Here is a 16909-nt window from a genome sequence, read left to right as displayed (position 1 = left end):
CGGGTCTCCTGGTGTTAATAGCCCAGCGGCGGGGCTTCTTCGTCAGCCGGCTCGGCGACACGCATTTCGTCGGTGTCGTCGGTCTCCAGTTCCTGGAAGGCGCGATAGCCGAGAACGAGAAGGAAGGCGAAGAACGAGAAGGAAATAACGATCGCCGTCAGGATGAGCGCCTGAGGCAGCGGATTGGCGGCAGCCTGCTGCAATGTGTATTCGTCGGCCGCGATGACCGGCGGCACCTCGCGCAGAAGGCGGCCATTGGTGAAGATCAGAAGGTTCACGGCATTGCCGAGGATCGCCACGCCCATCAGCACACGGATGATGTGCTTGGAGAGGAACAGGTAGATCGATACGGCGAACAGCGCGCCGACGAGAACGGAGAAGAGCGCTTCCATCAGTCGCGGTCCCTTTCCTCGAGTGCCAGCGCGATCGACGTGATCGCTCCGACGACGACGAAATAGACGCCGATGTCGAAGATCAGAACGCTCGACAGGTCGATATCGACGCCGAAGAACGAGAGCTGCATCCAGTTGCCGGTCATGAAGGGAACGGACAGCGGCAGCGAAATCATGCCGGCGATCGACGACATGAACAGGCCGAAAGCAGAGATCGCCATGGGATGGAAATAGATGGCCCTGCGCACCGGTGCGACGCCGCAGGCGATACCGTAGATCGCAAAGGCGGAGGCCGCAATCAGCCCGCCGATGAAGCCTCCACCCGGTTCGTTATGGCCGCGCAACAGCACGAAGATGGAGAAGAGCACCATCAGGCTGGTGAGATAGGGGGCGACCGTGCGGAAAATGACCGTGCGCATCACTTCTTCTCCTCAGTCGGAGCGTCGGGATCGTTCTCCGCCAGCATGCCCGGTTTCCAGCCCGGCCGCACGCGGATGAGCGACAGGATCGCCAGGCCTGTGACCATCACGACTGCGATCTCGCCAAGCGTATCCGTCCCGCGGAAGTCGACGATGATGACGTTGACCACATTGGCGCCGTGGGCGATCACCTTCGAATAGGCGATGAAGAAGTCGCTGAGATAGCTGCGGAACGGCACTTCCGTGACCGCCAGCAGGTAGAGCATGAAACCCGCACCGCAAGCGATGGCGACCGTAGCATCCCCGATCTTCTGGCCGGTGGGCCGATGGTCGGATAGCGTCAGGCGCAGGCGGGTCATGACGAGCGCGAGGATGACCACCGACAGCGTTTCGACCATGAACTGGGTGAACGACAGGTCAGGCGCACCGAAGAGCATGAAGATCAGCGCCACGGCAAAGCCCTGGATACCGAGCGATACGATCGCCGTCAGCCGGTCCTTCGCCGCGATCACCGCACCCAGGCCGATAAAGGCGATCAGGATGACGGCGAGTTCGTGAATCTCGGCGTCGGCCGGCCATGCGGGCATCGCCGGCAATTCGTCGAAGATGATCATCGGGGCAAGGAGCGTCACCGCCACGGCGGCGAAGGTCACCGTCATATAGATGTCGAGCTGGCCCGGCTGGGCGATTTTCGTCACCCGCCGCGACAGCCGGACCATGCCGGAAACGAACTGGTCGAAGCCCTTGTCCGGCCCCCAGCCAATCGCCGTCAGCGTGGCTGCGATAGCCGAACGTGCGCTGTCGACCTTGAGGTAGACGAGGACCGCGAAGACGATGGTGACGAGCGACAACAGAAGCGGCATGCCGATATGCGGCACCAGCGATATGGTGACCTCCTCGGCCTCGCCCGACACCGCCGAAACCATCGGCGAGGACACATACTGGTGGAAGATCGGCGAGAACACCGCAGCAAGAAGACCGCCCGTCGCCAGCGTCGCCGGCCCGATCCACATCAGGAGCGGGGCTTCGTGCGCGTGTTTGGGTGTCTTCACCTCCCGGCCGAGGAAAGGCTTGATGGCGATGGCGAAGCCGACCACGAACATCAGCCCGTTGCCGACGATGGCGACCACCGTCATGAAGATCGACCAGGGATCGGCATGCCAGAGGCCGTAATAGATTTCCTCCTTCGACAGGAAGCCGAAGAAGGGCGGCAGGCCGCCCATCGAGAAGGCCGCGGCCATGGCGGCGAGGAAGCTGATCGGCATCAGCTTGCGCAAACCGCCGAGCTTGGTGATGTCGCGGGTTCCGGCCTCGTGATCGATATTGCCGGCGAGCATGAAGAACGCGCCCTTGAACATCGAGTGAGCGATCAGATAGAGCACGCCCGCTGCCGCCGCATGTTCCGAGCCGAACCCCGTCATCATGACCATCAGGCCGAGCGACGACACCGTCGTATAGGCGAGCATCAGCTTGAGGTCGGTCTGGCGGATCGCCAGGAGAGAACCGACGATCAGCGTCGTTCCGCCGAAGACCGGCAGGATGGTTTCCCAGGCCACCGTGTCACCGAAGGCAGGATTCATGCGCATGACGAGATAGACGCCGGCCTTCACCATGGTGGCCGAGTGCAGATAGGCCGAAACGGGCGTCGGCGCTTCCATGGCGTTGGGCAGCCAGAAATGGAAGGGAAACTGGGCAGACTTGGTGAAGGCACCGCCGAGCAACAGGATCAGCGCCATCAGGTAGAACGGGCTCGCGCGCACCTCGTCGCCGAGATTGACCAGAAGCGAGAGCTGCGTCACGCCGGTGATGTTCCAGACGACAAGAAGTCCCGCCATCAGCGAGAGGCCGCCGAGCCCGGTGACGACAAGCGCCTGCAGCGCCGAGCGGCGCGAGGCCTCGCGACCATGGTCGAAGCCGATCAGCAGGAACGAGGTGATCGAGGTCAGTTCCCAGTAGACGAAGAGCATCAGGAAGCTGTCGGAGATCACCAGCCCCAGCATCGCGCCCATGAACAGGAATATGAAGGAATAGAAGCGGCCGAGCTGCGCGTGTCCCTTCAGATAGCCGCCCGTATAGAACACGATCAGTGTGCCGATACCGGAGATCAGCAGGGCGAATATCAGCGAAAGTCCGTCGATGAACCACGAAAAGCTGACATTGTAGGACGGCACCCACTGGAAGCCGCCGGTGATGGCGCTTCCGGCCGAAACCTCGGGCAGGAATTCGAGAAAGCGGACGAATACGAAAAACGGAAACAGCGCGAGCACCCAGGCCGCATTGTGGCCGAGACGGCGAACAAGGGCGGGAGCAACGAGTGCTGCGATAAAAGGCAGGCCGAGAGCAATGATCGTCATGCCATCCAGGGCAGCCATCAGTTCTCCATGGGTTTCGGGCCGCAAAAGCGGCATTGGCGGTTGAATTGACACTTAAATTCTGTAGGTCCGCATCGCAAGCCGAACTGGTGGCCATCCCGTGGAAATTCGCCGTTTCCCGGATGCGATCCAGTTGCGGGACACCTTTTTTCTTACACCCTGGCGGCCCGCAACCCCCTGCCCTGTCTCATTTGTTCAACTTCGCGTCACCGGCCTTGTGAGAACAGTCACGCGACACTATGTCCCGGTATGTCAATCCGGCTTCAAACCATCAGCGAGTTCAAGAATCCCATGCCGCATAAATCGAAAGAAGAACTGCGCAGAAAACTCACCCCTGAGCAGTATAAAGTCACCCAGGAACACGGCACCGAACGCGCCTTTACCGGCCCTTACCTCGACAACAAGGATGACGGCCTGTACCGCTGTGTCTGTTGTGGCAAGCCGTTGTTCCGTTCGGAAACGAAATACGAATCCGGCAGCGGCTGGCCGAGCTTCTACGCGCCGGTCGACGAGGAGGCCATCGCCGTGTTCCGCGACCAGTCGCACGGCATGATCCGCAACGAAATCCGCTGCGCGGAGTGCGACGCCCATCTGGGACATGTTTTCGAGGACGGTCCGCAACCGACCGGCCTGCGTTTCTGCACCAACGGTCATGCGCTCGATTTCGACAAGGACGAGAACGCCTGATCCTCAGCCGACGAGGGTTTTCAGCCGGCTCCACGCCGTCGCCCGGCCAGGCGGCGGCGTTTTTCGTGTGTAGCCGCCGGTTCGGGCTTCCCGCTGGCCGGTGCCGACTTGATCGGCCGGATGGCAGGACTTAAATCGGGGCACCGAAATCGCATACCGGAGTCCTCATTTGTCCGCCTTCAAGAACCTTCCTGCCGCCCCGCGCGCCGAGAGCCGTCCGGCCAGCGATACCCGCCACGGCATTACCCGAACCGACAATTACGCCTGGCTGAGAGCCGACAACTGGCAGGCGGTCTTCAAGGATACCGATCTCCTCGATCCCGCCATCCGCTCGCATCTGGAAGCCGAGAACGAGTACCAGAAGGCAGCGATGGCCGACACCGCGGAGCTGCAGAAGACGCTGCTTGCGGAAATGCGCGGCCGCATCAAGGAAGACGACAGCTCGGTGCCCTCGCCCGATGGCCCTTGGCGGTACGGCGTGCGCTATGTCACCGGCGGCGAGCAGCCGATCTACTTCCGCCTGCCACGCGAGGGTGGCGAAGAGGCCGTTCTGCTGAACGGCGACGACGAAGCCAGGGGCAAGGCCTATTTCCGTCTCGCCGGCACTTCGCACTCGCCCGATCATGCGCGTCTGGGCTGGGCGGCCGACGACAAGGGCTCCGAGTTCTTCACGCTGCATGTGCGCGACACGGCGACCGGAAAAGATCTGCCGGACACGATCGAGAACACCGGCGGCGGCGCTGCCTGGGGCGCCGACAGCCAGGGCTTCTTCTATACGGCCGTCGACGACAATCATCGCCCCACCCATATCTATTACCACCGGCTGGGCACCGAACAGTCGCAGGATATCGTCGTGCGGGAGGAGACCGATTCCGGCTTCTTCATGAGCGTCGGCACAAGCCGCCTCAACGATTTCATCTTCATCGAGGTCAACGATCACGAGACCAGCGAGTGCTGGATCCTGCCGGCAGACCAGCCGAATGCCGCACCGCGTCTCGTCGCCGAGCGGCGCACCGGCGTCGAATATTCGCTCGAGGAAGGCGGCGACGTCTTCTTCATCCTCACCAATGCCGATGGCGCGAAAGACTTCAAGATCGTCGAGGCGCCGGTTTCGGCACCCGAACCCGAGAACTGGAAGGAAGTCGTGCCGCACGAGCCGGGCCGGCTGATCCTGGCCGTCTCCGCCTATGCCGGACACGTCGTCTGGCTCGAGCGCAAGGACGGGCTGCCGCGGCTCATCGTACGCGATCGTGCCACCGGTGAGGACCATGCCATCGCCTTCGACGAGGAAGCCTATTCGCTCGGCTTCCAGGGTTCCATGGAATACGACACCGAGACGGTGCGGTTCAGCTATTCCTCCATGACCACGCCGGGTCAGCTGTTCGAATACAATATGCGGACCCGCGAGCGGACGCTTCTCAAGCAGGATGAAGTTCCCTCCGGCCACGATCCGGACGACTACGTCACGCGCCGCATCATGGCGCCCGCCCATGACGGAGAAGAGGTTCCGGTCACCCTGCTCTACCGCAAGGACACGCCGCTCGACGGTTCCGCTCCCTGCCTTCTCTATGGCTATGGTTCCTACGGCATCTCGATCCCGGCCGGCTTCAACACCAATTGCCTGTCGCTCGTCGACCGCGGCTTCGTCTACGCCATTGCGCATATTCGTGGCGGCAAGGACAAGGGTTTTGCCTGGTACGAGAACGGCAAGCGCGAGAAGAAGGCCAATACGTTCCGCGATTTCATCGCCGCAGCCCGCAACCTCGTGGAGAAAGGGTTCACCAGCCACGACAGGATCGTGGCGCAAGGCGGCTCGGCCGGCGGCATGCTGATGGGTGCCGTCGTCAACATGGCTCCCTCCGCTTTCGGAGGCATCATTGCAGCCGTGCCCTTCGTCGACGTCCTGAATACCATGCTCGACGACACGCTGCCTCTCACCCCGCCCGAATGGCCCGAATGGGGCAATCCGGCGGCGTCCGAGCGCGACTACCGGACGATTGCCGCCTATTCGCCCTATGACAACGTCTCACGGCAAGCCTATCCGCCGATACTGGCGCTTGCTGGCCTCACGGACCCGCGCGTGACCTACTGGGAACCTGCAAAATGGGTTGCCCGCGTGCGGGAGTTCTCGACCAGTGGGGAACCGGTATTGTTGCGCACCAACATGTCGGCCGGGCATGGCGGAGCCGCGGGACGTTTTCAGCGTCTCGAGGAAATTGCGTTCGAATACGCCTTTGCGCTCAAGGTTACCGGCAGGGACTGAGCAAGCCCCGCTCCAGGCGCCACGTGACCGCGCGTGGCACGGCGGAACGCGATATTTTCGACTGCTTCCAGCTTCGAGCTTCCGGCGCACCGCGCCGGGAGCTTTTTTATGTGCATGAGATCGACCCGAACAGGGCAAGCCCACCCGTTTCCCGGCAAGGGGAGGCAGACGTTAATAGATGTCTCTAATATACGAAGAGGTGATCGCCTCATATCCGGGGCTCGGAGGACCGCAGCGGACGCGGCGAAAAACGCGCGTTCATTCAAATTTTACATACAATCTTAGGATGATCATTACCGGCGATTGCTAATTTTCGCCTACGAGGTGTCTTACCAGAAGGGTTGACAGATGTTTTTGCGACGGCTTGCGCATACCGTTCGCTCCTTCGTTGCGAAGGAGGACGGCAATTTTGCAATTGTTGCGTCTCTCGCGATTCCGATGACATTTGCAGCAGGTAGTCTCGCGGTTGATTTCGCGAGCATGACATCGATGAAAACGCGCCTGCAGAACGCGGTGGACGGAGCGGCTCTTGCGACAGCGAACCAGCTGGCGAAGAAAACAATCACCCAGGACAATGCGCAGCAATATGCGCTGAATTTCTTCAACGGAATGATTGCGGGCGATTCTCAGGCCTATAACGGCTTCACGGCCTCTCCCACCGCGACCGTCACGCCGATCGCGAACGGGCCATCGACGATCTGGAAGGTCGAGGTCAAATCCACCGGCACGCAACAGTTGACGCCGATGGCTCATGTCGTCGGCCATGACAGCATCACCATCAAGGTCTCCGGCACGTCCGAAGCCACGGTCGACGCCACGACGCCGCTGTCGATGTTTCTCGTTCTCGATCGCTCCGGATCGATGGGACAGAGCTCGGGTCAGCAGGTAAATCCGAACGAAACCTGCAAGAAATTTCTGAACTTCTACACCTGCAAGACGTACACCAAGCTCGACATCCTGAAGGCAGCGGTCAGTGATCTCGTTGACCACATCAAGTCTTCGGACCCGGAAAACAAGTACTCCCGGATGGGTGCGATCGCCTATAATACCAAATCGCTGGCTGCCGACATGCTCGTGGCTGACTGGAACAAGGACCGGATAACGACTTTCACCAATCAGCTTGTGGCAGATGACGGGACCAATTCTTCGGCAGCGATGAAATGGGCACGACAGCAGATGGTCAACGACAAGAACACCGAAGAGAACGCCCACCTTGCGATGAACGGCTCGAACAAGCCGGAGAAATTCATCGTCTTCATGACCGACGGGCAGAATGAAACCGGTTCGGACTGGGGTGACGATGACGTTGACCGTCGGACGAAGCAATACTGCAACGAAGCCAAGGCTGCCGGCGTGACGATCTTTTCCGTCGCGTTCCAGGCGCCCCTGCGCGGCGAGCAGCTGCTGGAAGCGTGCGCAAGCGGCATGGAATATTATTATGATGCCGACAGCGCCGACGCGCTTATCCAGGCCTTCAAGGAAATCGGGGCGAAAGCAACGAAGATGTCCACACGCCTCGTCATGTGAGACGACATACATCATCTGAATCAGCACATGCGGGCTGAGCACGCAACGCCGGGCTTCTCCAGGAGGCCCGGCGTTGCGCTATTTTCTGGTTTGGCTGCTCAATACCCGTTGGGATGTGACGGCACGGCCTTGAGGTAGGCTGCGATAGCCTCCCGGTCCGCGGCTTCGAGCTCGGCCATGTTTTTCTGCACATCGACCATTGATCCGCCGACGGAATCGAAATCAGGCGTGAAGCCGCTTTCCAGGTAATAGGCGATGTCGGAGGCACTCCAAGCAGAGATGTCCGGGCCACCGGGCGTGATGTTCGGCACGATACCCTCGCCTTCCGGGTTTGGCGCACCCGCCAGCCACTCGGCGGCCTTCAGACCGCCCAGCAGATTGCGCGGTGTATGGCATTCGCCGCAATGGCCGGGACCCTCGACGAGATACTGGCCACGCGACAGCTGATCGTCGGCGTTCGCGAGCTCCACACGCGGATCGTTGTTGAGGAACAGAAACTTCCAGCCCCCCACCAGACGCCGGATCGAAAACGGGAAATTCAGCTCGTGAGGCGCGTTGATCTCGTCGCTGGCAGGCAGCGTCTGCATGAATGCATACAGGTCCGCCACGTCCTGATCGCTCATCCTTATGTAGGAACCGTAAGGAAAGGACGGATATAGATGGCTGCCGTCAGGGCCGATGCCCGCCAGCATGGCATTGGCGAAAGACTTCAGATCCCAACCGCCCATCCCCGCCTTCGCATCGGTCGATATGTTCGGCACCACGAAGGTCCCGAAATCACTCGTCAGACGGTGGCCGCCGGACAGCACCAGGCGATCTTCGCCTTCCGCGCCGTCCGCAGCGTGGCAGGAGGCGCATCCGCCGGCCCAGAACAGGCTTTCACCGCGCGCGGCATCCGCATCCGCCGCTTCGATTGCGGCGAGACGTTCGTCGGAGACGGGATGAGGTTCGGTGACGAACCAGAAAATGCCAGCCCCGATGACTGTCGCAAGCGCCAGCCCGCCCAAAACATAAACGCCCGCCCCTTTCGAGGCGGGACGCTTGGCTTCACCGGAAGGAGAACTCATCCCTCTTTCTTCAGCCTGTAGGTTTCATGGCAGCTGCCGCAGCTCTTGGTGAGCGGTCCGAACATGGCCTTGAGGCCGTCGAGATCCGCCGGCGGATTGGCAATGCCAGCATCCGCCTCTTCCTTCAGCGACATCGCCTTGGCCTCGAAATCGTCCTTCTTCTCCCAGATCGCCGGAGCGGCTTCGGTGTCCATGCCGGTCTCCGAGCCTTCGGGGAACTGCGCCGGGAATTCCGCCATGCTGCTGGAGATCGTCGTCAGCGCCTCGATCACCTTGGCCTGGTCGAAATCTTCCTGCCCCTTGACCATCTTGGCCATGGCGCCGGTGGCTCCGCCAACCTGCTTCATCATCTCCTGGCGAACTTCCTGCGGCTCGGCAGCATAGGCTGCGACGACGGCGGCCAACCCGAAGGTCGCTGCGGTGATCAAGGTTCGGACAGTCATTAAATTCTCCGTGAATTGCTCGGGTAAGGATGGCCCATGATTGCGGCAAGTGCCTCCGGGGAAAAGTCACATAAGCGTGAACCACTTCACGCCCGGAGCATCAAAAAAGCCTCCGGGGCGATAAACCCCGAAGGCTGGTGTTTCGTTCCGTGTCTGGAAAGGTCAGACGGCGGCTTCGTACATTTCGAGAACATGATCCCAGTTGATCAGGTTATCCACGAAAGCCTCGAGATACTTCGGACGCGCATTGCGGTAATCGATGTAATAGGAGTGCTCCCAGACATCGACGCCGAGAATCGGCTTGGCGCCGTGCATCAGCGGGTTTTCGCCGTTCGGGGTCTTCATGATCTCGACCTTGCCGTCCTTGACGGCGAGCCAGGCCCAGCCGGAGCCGAACTGGCCGACGCCGGCTGCGACGAAGTCCGACTTGAACTTGTCGAAGCCGCCGAGATCGGAGTTGATCGCCTTTTCGAGCGCACCCGGAAGCTTGTTGCCGCCTCCGCCCTTCTTCATCCACTGCCAGAAATGGATATGGTTGTAGTGCTGGCCGACATTGTTGATCACGCCGGCATTGCCGTCCTTATAGGCGGCCGCGCAGATCTCTTCGATCGACTTGCCTTCATAGGGGGAGCCCGAAATCAGCTCATTGCCCTTGGTGACATAGGCCTGATGGTGCTTGTCGTGGTGAAACTCGAGCGTTTCCTTCGACATGTATGGAGCAAGTGCCTCATAATCATACGGCAGGGCCGGCAGTTCGAGAGCCATGGTTTTATCTCCCTTTTTCAGGTTGTCGGCGCACGCGGCGCCCTTTGGAAAAATCGTGCTGTTCGCACCTTGAACTTGAATGGCGCAGGTGGCGGTCAACCCACGCTGGAAATAGCTTTATCAACGTCTTGCGACCAACATAGTGCTGCACCCTTGCTCTGGCAACGCAAGCCGCGAGGCTTTTGTTCCGTTTGCCCACGAGGTCTGCAAGCGGGGCGGCGGCCGATACCGTTAACGAGCGCTTAATCCTGTATCCAAGATTTGAGGGGAGCGTTGGGTAAAGTCCTAACTTTTCTAATTTAGGCTCCTACCAAGAAATAAGCTGGAGTGGGATCCATGGTTGATCTGAAGAAGAAGTTCGCGGCGGACAGGCGCGGAAATTTTGGCATGATAGCGGCGCTTTGTATCGTTCCGCTATTCGCGGCCGCCGGCCTCGGTCTCGACATGACGAACGCCTATTCGGCCAAGACGAAACTCGACAACGCCGCCGATTCCGCCGCGCTCGCGGCCCTGCAGAGCGCCGCCAGAGCATCGCCCATAGCTGGCAGCGTGGAGAATTTCTCTGCCCAGGAACTTCTCGGCAACACGATGATGATGACGAATATCGAGCAGGAATACGGCATCTCGATCAATTCGTTCACCGTGGAAGTCGCCAATAACGGCACAGCGCTCGAGGCGAAGGCCACCTACGACGCCAATCTCGACACGACCATCATGCGGGTCTTCAGCCGCGATCAGATCAGAATCTCCAACACAGTGCTTGCCGCCACGTCGCTGAGCAAGAGAATGAACCTCTACATGCTCCTCGACAACACGCCTTCCATGGGCGTGGGCGCAACGCCGTCGGACATATCGGCTTTGGAGAGGGCGACGAAGAATCACCCTAATCAGGCTTTGCGCGATTGCGCCTTCGCCTGCCACACGACGGAAGAGGAAATCGGCACGTCGAACTACGACATCGCCAAGAATATTGGCGTGGACATGCGTATCGACGTGGTGCGCACCTCCACCCGCAATCTGATCGAGGACATCAAGCGGAAGCAGGCCTATTCGGGCCAGGTCAAGGTCGGGATCTATTCTTTCGGCACGGCTGCCGAAGATTTGAAGCTGACGGAACTGGCTGCACCATCCAGCGATTTCCACATGCAGATGATGCGGCTCAAGCGCCTCGACCTGATGACGATACCCTATCAGCGCTATAAAGAGGACCAGCTCACCGATTATGACGGCACGCTGAAGTCACTGACCAAAATCATCAAAAGCGATGAGGCCGGAGGTGACGATTCCGAGAAGATCGTCTTCCTGGTTACCGATGGCGTCGGCGATTCCTTCAAGCCGTTGAGGTGCACGCGCCCCACCGTGGAGAGCGTGAACAATGTCTATGGGCGCTGTGTCGAGCCGATAGACGCGAGGGTCTGTGACTCAATCAAGAACAATGGCTACAAGCTGGCCATTCTCTACACGACCTACCTGGCGCTGCCAGACAGCCCCTTCTATGTCAAATGGGTCAGCCCGTTCCACCGCGACCTGTCCAAGAAGCTCGAGAGCTGCGCCACCGCCGGCATGTACGCCGAGGTCGGCTTCGGCAGCTCGGTGCCCGACGCCATGATTTCGCTCTTCAACGCGGCAACGGCTGCCCCGCGCCTGATCTACTGATCGCACGAGCATCTGCCTTGCATCCAACGCCGGCCTTTGGGCCGGCGTTTTTTTGTTTCAAGGTTTGCAGCTAACCGACGCGGCTGGCACTCAATTGAAAGACCGAAGCCGGACCATGTCCCTGGGGGTCAGGAGTGTGCCCAGTCCATATAGGCCTCGCGCGCCAGGCGCGCGACCGGGCCTGCCTGGAACTCGCGATCCTCGAATTTCGTCACCGGCACCACCTTCGAGTGATTGCCGGTGGAGAAAATCTCGTCGGCCTCCAGGAAATCCTGCACGCTCAACGTCTTCTCGACCACTTCGGTACCGGCAGCGCGCATCAGTTCGATCACGCGGTGGCGCGTGATACCCGCCAGGAAACTTCCGTTCGGGATCGGCGTGAAGACGACGCCATCCTTGACCATGAAGATATTCGACGCCGCCGTCTCGGCGACATTGCCGTTCATGTCGAGCATCAGCGCGTTGTGATAGCCTCGGGACTGAGCCTCCCGCATCGCGCGACCGCTGTTGGGATAAAGGCAGGCAGCCTTGGCATTGGTCGGCGCCACCTCGATGCTGGGGCGGCGGAAAGGCGAGACGGTCATCGAGAAGCCGGTCGCCTCGAGCATCGGCGATTCGAACAGGCAAAGGCAGAAGCGCGTCGATGCCGGGTCCGCAGTCACGCCCATGAAGCCGCCTTTTTCCGCCCAGTACATCGGCTTGATATAGATGGCGGTATCGCCCGAAAACTTCTTGATCCCCTCGCCCGCGAGCGCCTCGATCTCCTCAGCCGTCCTGGTCGGTTTCAGGCCGAGCGCCTCGGCGGAACGGTTGATGCGCTGGCAATGCATATCGAGATCGGGCGACACGCCATCGAACCAGCGCGCACCGTCGAACACCACCGAGGCCAGCCACATGGCATGGGACATCGGGCCCAGAAGCGGCGGGTTGCCGGACAGCCATTCGCCATCGACAAAGGTCCAGCTTTCGAGCGGGGTTGCGGCATTCGCGGCCATGGTCATCTCCTCGACACTAATCTGCGCAGCCAACCAACTCCCCCGGCCCGACCGCGTCAAGGCGAAATGCGCCGCATCGAACTGTTTTGTCTAATATAAGCAGCATCGTTTCACAAAGCTTCGCCGCCGCGCATGATCGCGTCTCGGACGACCATGCGCGGACCGCGCGAGACTTGACGTGGACGATAGAGAATGAACATCGTCGCCCGCGTTTTCTTTCCGGGGGAGCAGGAGTATCCCATGCCGCATGCCGCTTTTGTCTTCGATGCCTATGGCACGCTTTTCGACGTTCACGCGGCGGTGCGCAAACATTCGGACCGGGTGGGCCCCGACGGCCAGTTTTTCTCGGAGATCTGGCGCGCCAAGCAGCTCGAATATTCCTGGACCCGCACGCTGATGGGCGCATACCGCGACTTCTGGGTTCTGACCGAGGAAGCGCTGGATTATGCGTTCGCCCGCGTTCCCACGGCCGATCGCTCTCTTCGCGCCGACCTGCTTGATGCCTATTTCAAGCTCGACTGCTATCCGGAAGTCCCTGCCGTGCTGAGAGCATTGAAGGAAACCGGCTCCAGGGTTGCCATCCTGTCCAACGGCTCGCCGGAAATGCTGGCGTCCGCGGTCAAGAACGCGGCGCTCGATACCGTGATCGACGACGTCTTCTCCGTCCACCCCATCAAGCTGTTCAAGACCGCGCCCGACGTCTACGACATGGTCACGACCGCCTACCGTCTCTACCCGGAGGCCGTCTCGTTCCAGTCGTCAAATCGCTGGGACATTGCCGGCGCCACGAAGTTCGGTTTCCGCACTGTCTGGATCAATCGCTCGCAGATGCCCGACGAATATCCCGACCTGAAGCCCGACATGATCCTGCCGGACCTCAACGCCCTCGCCTGACTGCGTTTTCCCGGACCGGCGCGCTGCCCACAGGGAGGGCAGAACGAAATTCTGCCCTCAAAATTTGCATCGCACTGCAACAACGGCTATACTGCAAGTGCTAAATAACTTTTGGAAAGTGATGGAACCTTCCCGCCACGCCGATGTTAATCGGTATAGCGTAGCGGGAGCAGGACATAATGGAAAACTCAACAAGCTTTTACCAATTCGTCGGGTTTCAGCCGCCACAGAGCCACGACACTGACGGAATTGAAGAGCTCGACATCGACCCCGGCGAACACGCCCTGTTTTCCGATTTCGACGGCACGATCGTCGACATCGCCCCCAGACCAGACGCGATCCGGTATACCGGCGAGGATGCCGGCCTTTTTGCAAAGGCAATGAAGAGCTTCGGCGGCGCGGTTGCCATCGTGTCGGGACGAAATCTCGACGACGTCGCAGGCTATGTCGGCGCATTCGACGGGGTGATTTCAGGCGGGCACGGGACCGAGCTCCGCATCGGCGGCGAGATCGAGCGCCACGAACTCCCCGATCCGCAACACCTCGAGCACATCAAGGCTGCGGTCGCGGAATTCGCCGTCATCGATCCCCGGGTGATCCTGGAGGAAAAGACCTACGGCATCGTGCTTCACTTCCGGCAGAATCCCGAGATGGAGTTCAAGGCCCGCAAGTTTGCCGAATGCCTTCTCGAAGGCCGCGACGACTTCGAAATACAGCCCGCCAAGATGGCGCTGGAGATCAAGCCGAAGAACATTTCGAAGGCAGCCGCGATCGAAAAGATCATGCTGGCGCCGGCGTTCTACGGCAGAACCCCGATCTATGTCGGCGACGACGCGACGGATGAAAGCGCCTTCGCCTATGTCAACGAACATGGCGGCATATCGATCAAGATCGGCGACGGCCCCACTGTCGCCCAGTACCGAACCGGAAGCCCGGCAAGCTACAAGACGTGGCTCAGCCGACAAATCAGCAAACGGAGAGACTGACGTGCCCAGATTGGTGATCATTTCCAACCGAGCCCCCTCGCTGGATGGAGCGGGAGATTCGGGAGGACTGGTCGTAGCCCTCAAGGACGCGCTCAAGTCACGTGGCGGACTTTGGATCGGCGGCGCACCGGCGACTTCGGAGAATCCCTCCCCCACCATCCTCATGCACGAAAGGCCAGATTTCGACATCGGCCTCTTCGAACTCGAACCTCAACTGCAGCACGACTATTATCTCGGATATTCGAACTCGGTTCTATGGCCCGCTTTCCACGGACGCCTCGACCTGATCGATGTTCGGGAGCACTACACCTCCGCCTACAAGGAAGTGGCCCGCCGTCTGGCCGAGATGGTCGCCAAGGTGATTGCAGACGACGATATTCTCTGGATTCACGACTACCAGCTGATTCCGCTCGCCTTTGAACTCAAGAAGCTCGGCGTGAGCAACAAGATGGGCTTTTTCCTGCACATCCCGCTTCCCGACCTGCAGACATTCAAGGCAATTCCGAACTGGATGGAATTGTCGGAGTGGTTCGCCGCTTTCGACATGGTCGGCTTCCAGACCCGGCGCGATCTCGCCCACATGATCGACATATTCCGCCAGACGATGCGCGGCGAATTGCGCTTCAACGGCAATATCGACATCAATGGTCGCGAGATTTCGCTCGGCTGCTATCCCATCTCAATCGACGTGAAGGGATTTGCGGAGATGGCGGCGGAGAAGGCGCAGACCGTCGATCCGGCGCGGCTCACCCGCCTGATCGGCGTCGACCGCCTCGACTATTCCAAGGGCCTGCCGCAGCGGCTTGCGGGATACGAACAGTTTCTCGCCGACTATCCCGACTATTGCGGCAAGGTTTCCCTGCTGCAGATCGCCCCGCCGACACGCGACAATGTCGAAGCCTATCAGGACATCCGCGAGGAGATGGAAGCGACGTCGGGCCGCATCAATGGCCGTTTCGGCACCATCGACTGGGTGCCGGTGCAATACATGCACCGCGCCTTGCCGCGTGACGAACTCGCCGTTCTTTATCGCTATTCCTATATCTGCCTCGTCACTCCGCTGTTCGACGGGATGAACCTGGTGGCCAAGGAATTCGTGGCGGCCCAGGATCCTGAAGATCCGGGCGTGCTTCTTCTGTCTCAGTTTGCCGGCGCGGCGGAAGAGATGAAGGAAGCCGTCATCATCAATCCGCACGATCCCCACGGCCTCTCGCGCGCCATAAAGCAGGCGCTCGACATGTCGCTCGAGGAACGCAAGGAGCGCCATAACGCCCTTTACGAGCGGCTGGCGGCCAATGATGTGTCGAAATGGAGTGCCGAATTCCTGCGCCGGCTCGAGAAACCGGCCGGCATTCCAGGCGCCAGGCACCCCTCTCTCAAACTCCCGGATGTGCCCTTTCACGCGGGCCAGTAACACGGTCCCGCGATAGCCTCGTGGACGCATTCGCATTTTTCGATGGAACCAACCCGGCCCTGAACACTTTCTGCGAGGGGGCCGGGTTCACGCTTACGTCATGTCGACAAGTGCCAGGTGTGTCCAGCCCGCCACAAGCTGGCCGTCGGATAAACACATTCGCGCGCACAGTGCCGGACTGAAACGGCCCATCACGGAAGATGAAATGACTGACATTATGCGTAACCCCGCGTCCTCCACCGGCTTCTCGCGCCGCAACCTGCTGCGCCTCGGTGCCGGCGGTGCCGCGGCAGGCCTCCTCGGTGGTTGTGCCGCCCCGCAATCGACTGCCAATTTTCGCGCCCAGACCGCGCCGATCTATCGCTCGGACAACCAGCCCGAGCGCGGCCTGACACGTCGCGATCCCTTCTACGACGAAATCTACGGCCCCAAGCCCGACGAGGAATTTCCGCTTCCGGCGATCCCCTACTGGGAAATCGAGCCGCAATATCTGCGCCAGGAGGTGGAAGACCCCACCGGCGAGCGACCCGGCTCGATCGTCGTCGATACCCAGCAGCGCTTCCTCTATCTCGTCCGCGAGGGTGGCCGCGCCATGCGCTACGGCGTCGGCATCGGCCGTGACGGCTTCTCCTGGTCGGGGCGCGCCATCGTTCAGTGGAAGCAGCGCTGGCCGACATGGACCCCGCCCGCCGAGATGATCGCACGCCAGCCCGAGCTCGAGCCCTATTCGGCGGAGAACGGCGGTATGCAGCCGGGCCTGATGAACCCGCTCGGCGCACGTGCGCTCTATATCTTCCAGGGCGGCGAAGATACGCTCTACCGCCTCCACGGCAGCCCGGAATACAAGTCGATCGGCAAGGCCGTGTCGTCGGGCTGCGTGCGCCTGTTGAACCAGGACATCTGCGACCTCTACGATCGGGTACCGGCCAAGACACCGATCCTGGTGCGCTGAGCCAGCACCCGAAGACGAATGAGAAGGCCCGGAGCACCGAGTGCTCCGGGCCTTCTGATTTATTGGTTCATCACTTT

General features: G+C 60.6%; 15 protein-coding genes. 8 read left to right on the top strand and 7 right to left on the bottom strand.

The window, feature by feature from the left end; translation table 11 throughout:
* Window positions 1-14: 14 nt before the first annotated feature.
* From E2A64_RS06920 to E2A64_RS06910, 3 genes are read right to left on the bottom strand one after another with little or no spacing between them, the layout of a single operon-like run.
* Window positions 15-392 (bottom strand): Na+/H+ antiporter subunit C, encoded by a 378-nt coding sequence (locus tag E2A64_RS06920; protein WP_133283652.1) that lies wholly within the window; start codon window positions 390-392, stop codon window positions 15-17.
* The gene (locus E2A64_RS06915) at window positions 392-811 is read right to left on the bottom strand and encodes a Na(+)/H(+) antiporter subunit B (RefSeq protein WP_133283651.1); all 420 of its coding nucleotides are present in this window, start codon (window positions 809-811) and stop codon (window positions 392-394) included. The genes E2A64_RS06920 and E2A64_RS06915 overlap by 1 nt, the downstream gene beginning before the upstream one ends.
* Window positions 811-3183 (bottom strand): putative monovalent cation/H+ antiporter subunit A, encoded by a 2373-nt coding sequence (locus E2A64_RS06910; protein WP_133283650.1) that lies wholly within the window; start codon window positions 3181-3183, stop codon window positions 811-813. Before E2A64_RS06910 ends, E2A64_RS06915 begins: the two co-directional genes overlap by 1 nt.
* Window positions 3184-3453: 270 nt before the next feature.
* On the opposite strand from E2A64_RS06910, the gene msrB reads away from it, so the two are divergent.
* From msrB to E2A64_RS06895, 3 genes are all read left to right on the top strand, one after another.
* Window positions 3454-3870: a peptide-methionine (R)-S-oxide reductase MsrB gene (msrB, locus tag E2A64_RS06905; RefSeq protein WP_174235776.1), complete on the top strand. Its 417-nt coding sequence runs from the start codon at window positions 3454-3456 to the stop codon at window positions 3868-3870.
* Between the two features lie 169 nt (window positions 3871-4039).
* Window positions 4040-6133, top strand: coding sequence for a S9 family peptidase (locus tag E2A64_RS06900; RefSeq protein ID WP_133283648.1), 2094 nt, complete (start codon window positions 4040-4042; stop codon window positions 6131-6133).
* Between the two features lie 348 nt (window positions 6134-6481).
* Window positions 6482-7660, top strand: coding sequence for a vWA domain-containing protein (locus E2A64_RS06895; RefSeq protein ID WP_133283647.1), 1179 nt, complete (start codon window positions 6482-6484; stop codon window positions 7658-7660).
* Between the two features lie 98 nt (window positions 7661-7758).
* Here the strand turns inward: E2A64_RS06895 and E2A64_RS06890 are convergent, their stop codons facing one another.
* From E2A64_RS06890 to E2A64_RS06880, 3 genes are all read right to left on the bottom strand, one after another.
* A complete protein-coding gene (locus tag E2A64_RS06890) occupies window positions 7759-8727 on the bottom strand; it encodes a cytochrome c (protein WP_133283646.1) in 969 nt (322 codons plus the stop codon).
* Entirely contained in the window at window positions 8724-9170 is a 447-nt protein-coding gene (locus E2A64_RS06885) for a c-type cytochrome (RefSeq protein ID WP_133283645.1), read from the bottom strand. The genes E2A64_RS06890 and E2A64_RS06885 overlap by 4 nt, the downstream gene beginning before the upstream one ends.
* A 162-nt stretch (window positions 9171-9332) precedes the next feature.
* Window positions 9333-9935: a superoxide dismutase gene (locus E2A64_RS06880; protein ID WP_133283644.1), complete on the bottom strand. Its 603-nt coding sequence runs from the start codon at window positions 9933-9935 to the stop codon at window positions 9333-9335.
* A 387-nt stretch (window positions 9936-10322) separates the two neighbouring features.
* Here E2A64_RS06880 and E2A64_RS06875 point away from each other — a divergent pair, with 387 nt between their 5' ends.
* Window positions 10323-11591 carry a pilus assembly protein TadG-related protein gene (locus tag E2A64_RS06875; RefSeq protein ID WP_158285707.1) on the top strand — a complete coding sequence of 423 codons (1269 nt, stop codon included), beginning with the start codon at window positions 10323-10325 and terminating at the stop codon, window positions 11589-11591.
* Window positions 11592-11719: 128 nt separating this feature from the next.
* On the opposite strand, the gene E2A64_RS06870 is transcribed toward E2A64_RS06875, so the two are convergent.
* Entirely contained in the window at window positions 11720-12592 is an 873-nt protein-coding gene (locus E2A64_RS06870) for a branched-chain amino acid aminotransferase (protein WP_133284295.1), read from the bottom strand.
* A 234-nt stretch (window positions 12593-12826) separates the two neighbouring features.
* On the opposite strand from E2A64_RS06870, the gene E2A64_RS06865 reads away from it, so the two are divergent.
* The 4 genes from E2A64_RS06865 (at window position 12827) to E2A64_RS06850 (ending at window position 16832) form a co-directional block, all read left to right on the top strand.
* Window positions 12827-13480, top strand: coding sequence for a haloacid dehalogenase type II (locus E2A64_RS06865; protein WP_133284294.1), 654 nt, complete (start codon window positions 12827-12829; stop codon window positions 13478-13480).
* A 179-nt stretch (window positions 13481-13659) separates the two neighbouring features.
* Window positions 13660-14466: a trehalose-phosphatase gene (otsB, locus tag E2A64_RS06860; protein ID WP_133283642.1), complete on the top strand. Its 807-nt coding sequence runs from the start codon at window positions 13660-13662 to the stop codon at window positions 14464-14466.
* A gap of 1 nt (window position 14467) precedes the next feature.
* Window positions 14468-15880, top strand: coding sequence for an alpha,alpha-trehalose-phosphate synthase (UDP-forming) (locus E2A64_RS06855; protein ID WP_133283641.1), 1413 nt, complete (start codon window positions 14468-14470; stop codon window positions 15878-15880).
* Window positions 15881-16085: 205 nt separating this feature from the next.
* Window positions 16086-16832: a L,D-transpeptidase gene (locus E2A64_RS06850; protein WP_244598169.1), complete on the top strand. Its 747-nt coding sequence runs from the start codon at window positions 16086-16088 to the stop codon at window positions 16830-16832.
* Window positions 16833-16909 lie beyond the last annotated feature (77 nt).

The sequence above is a fragment of the Pseudohoeflea suaedae genome (genome assembly GCF_004354915.1).
Lineage (GTDB): Bacteria > Pseudomonadota > Alphaproteobacteria > Rhizobiales > Rhizobiaceae > Pseudohoeflea > Pseudohoeflea suaedae.
This window is presented reverse-complemented; position numbering and strand designations above follow the sequence as displayed.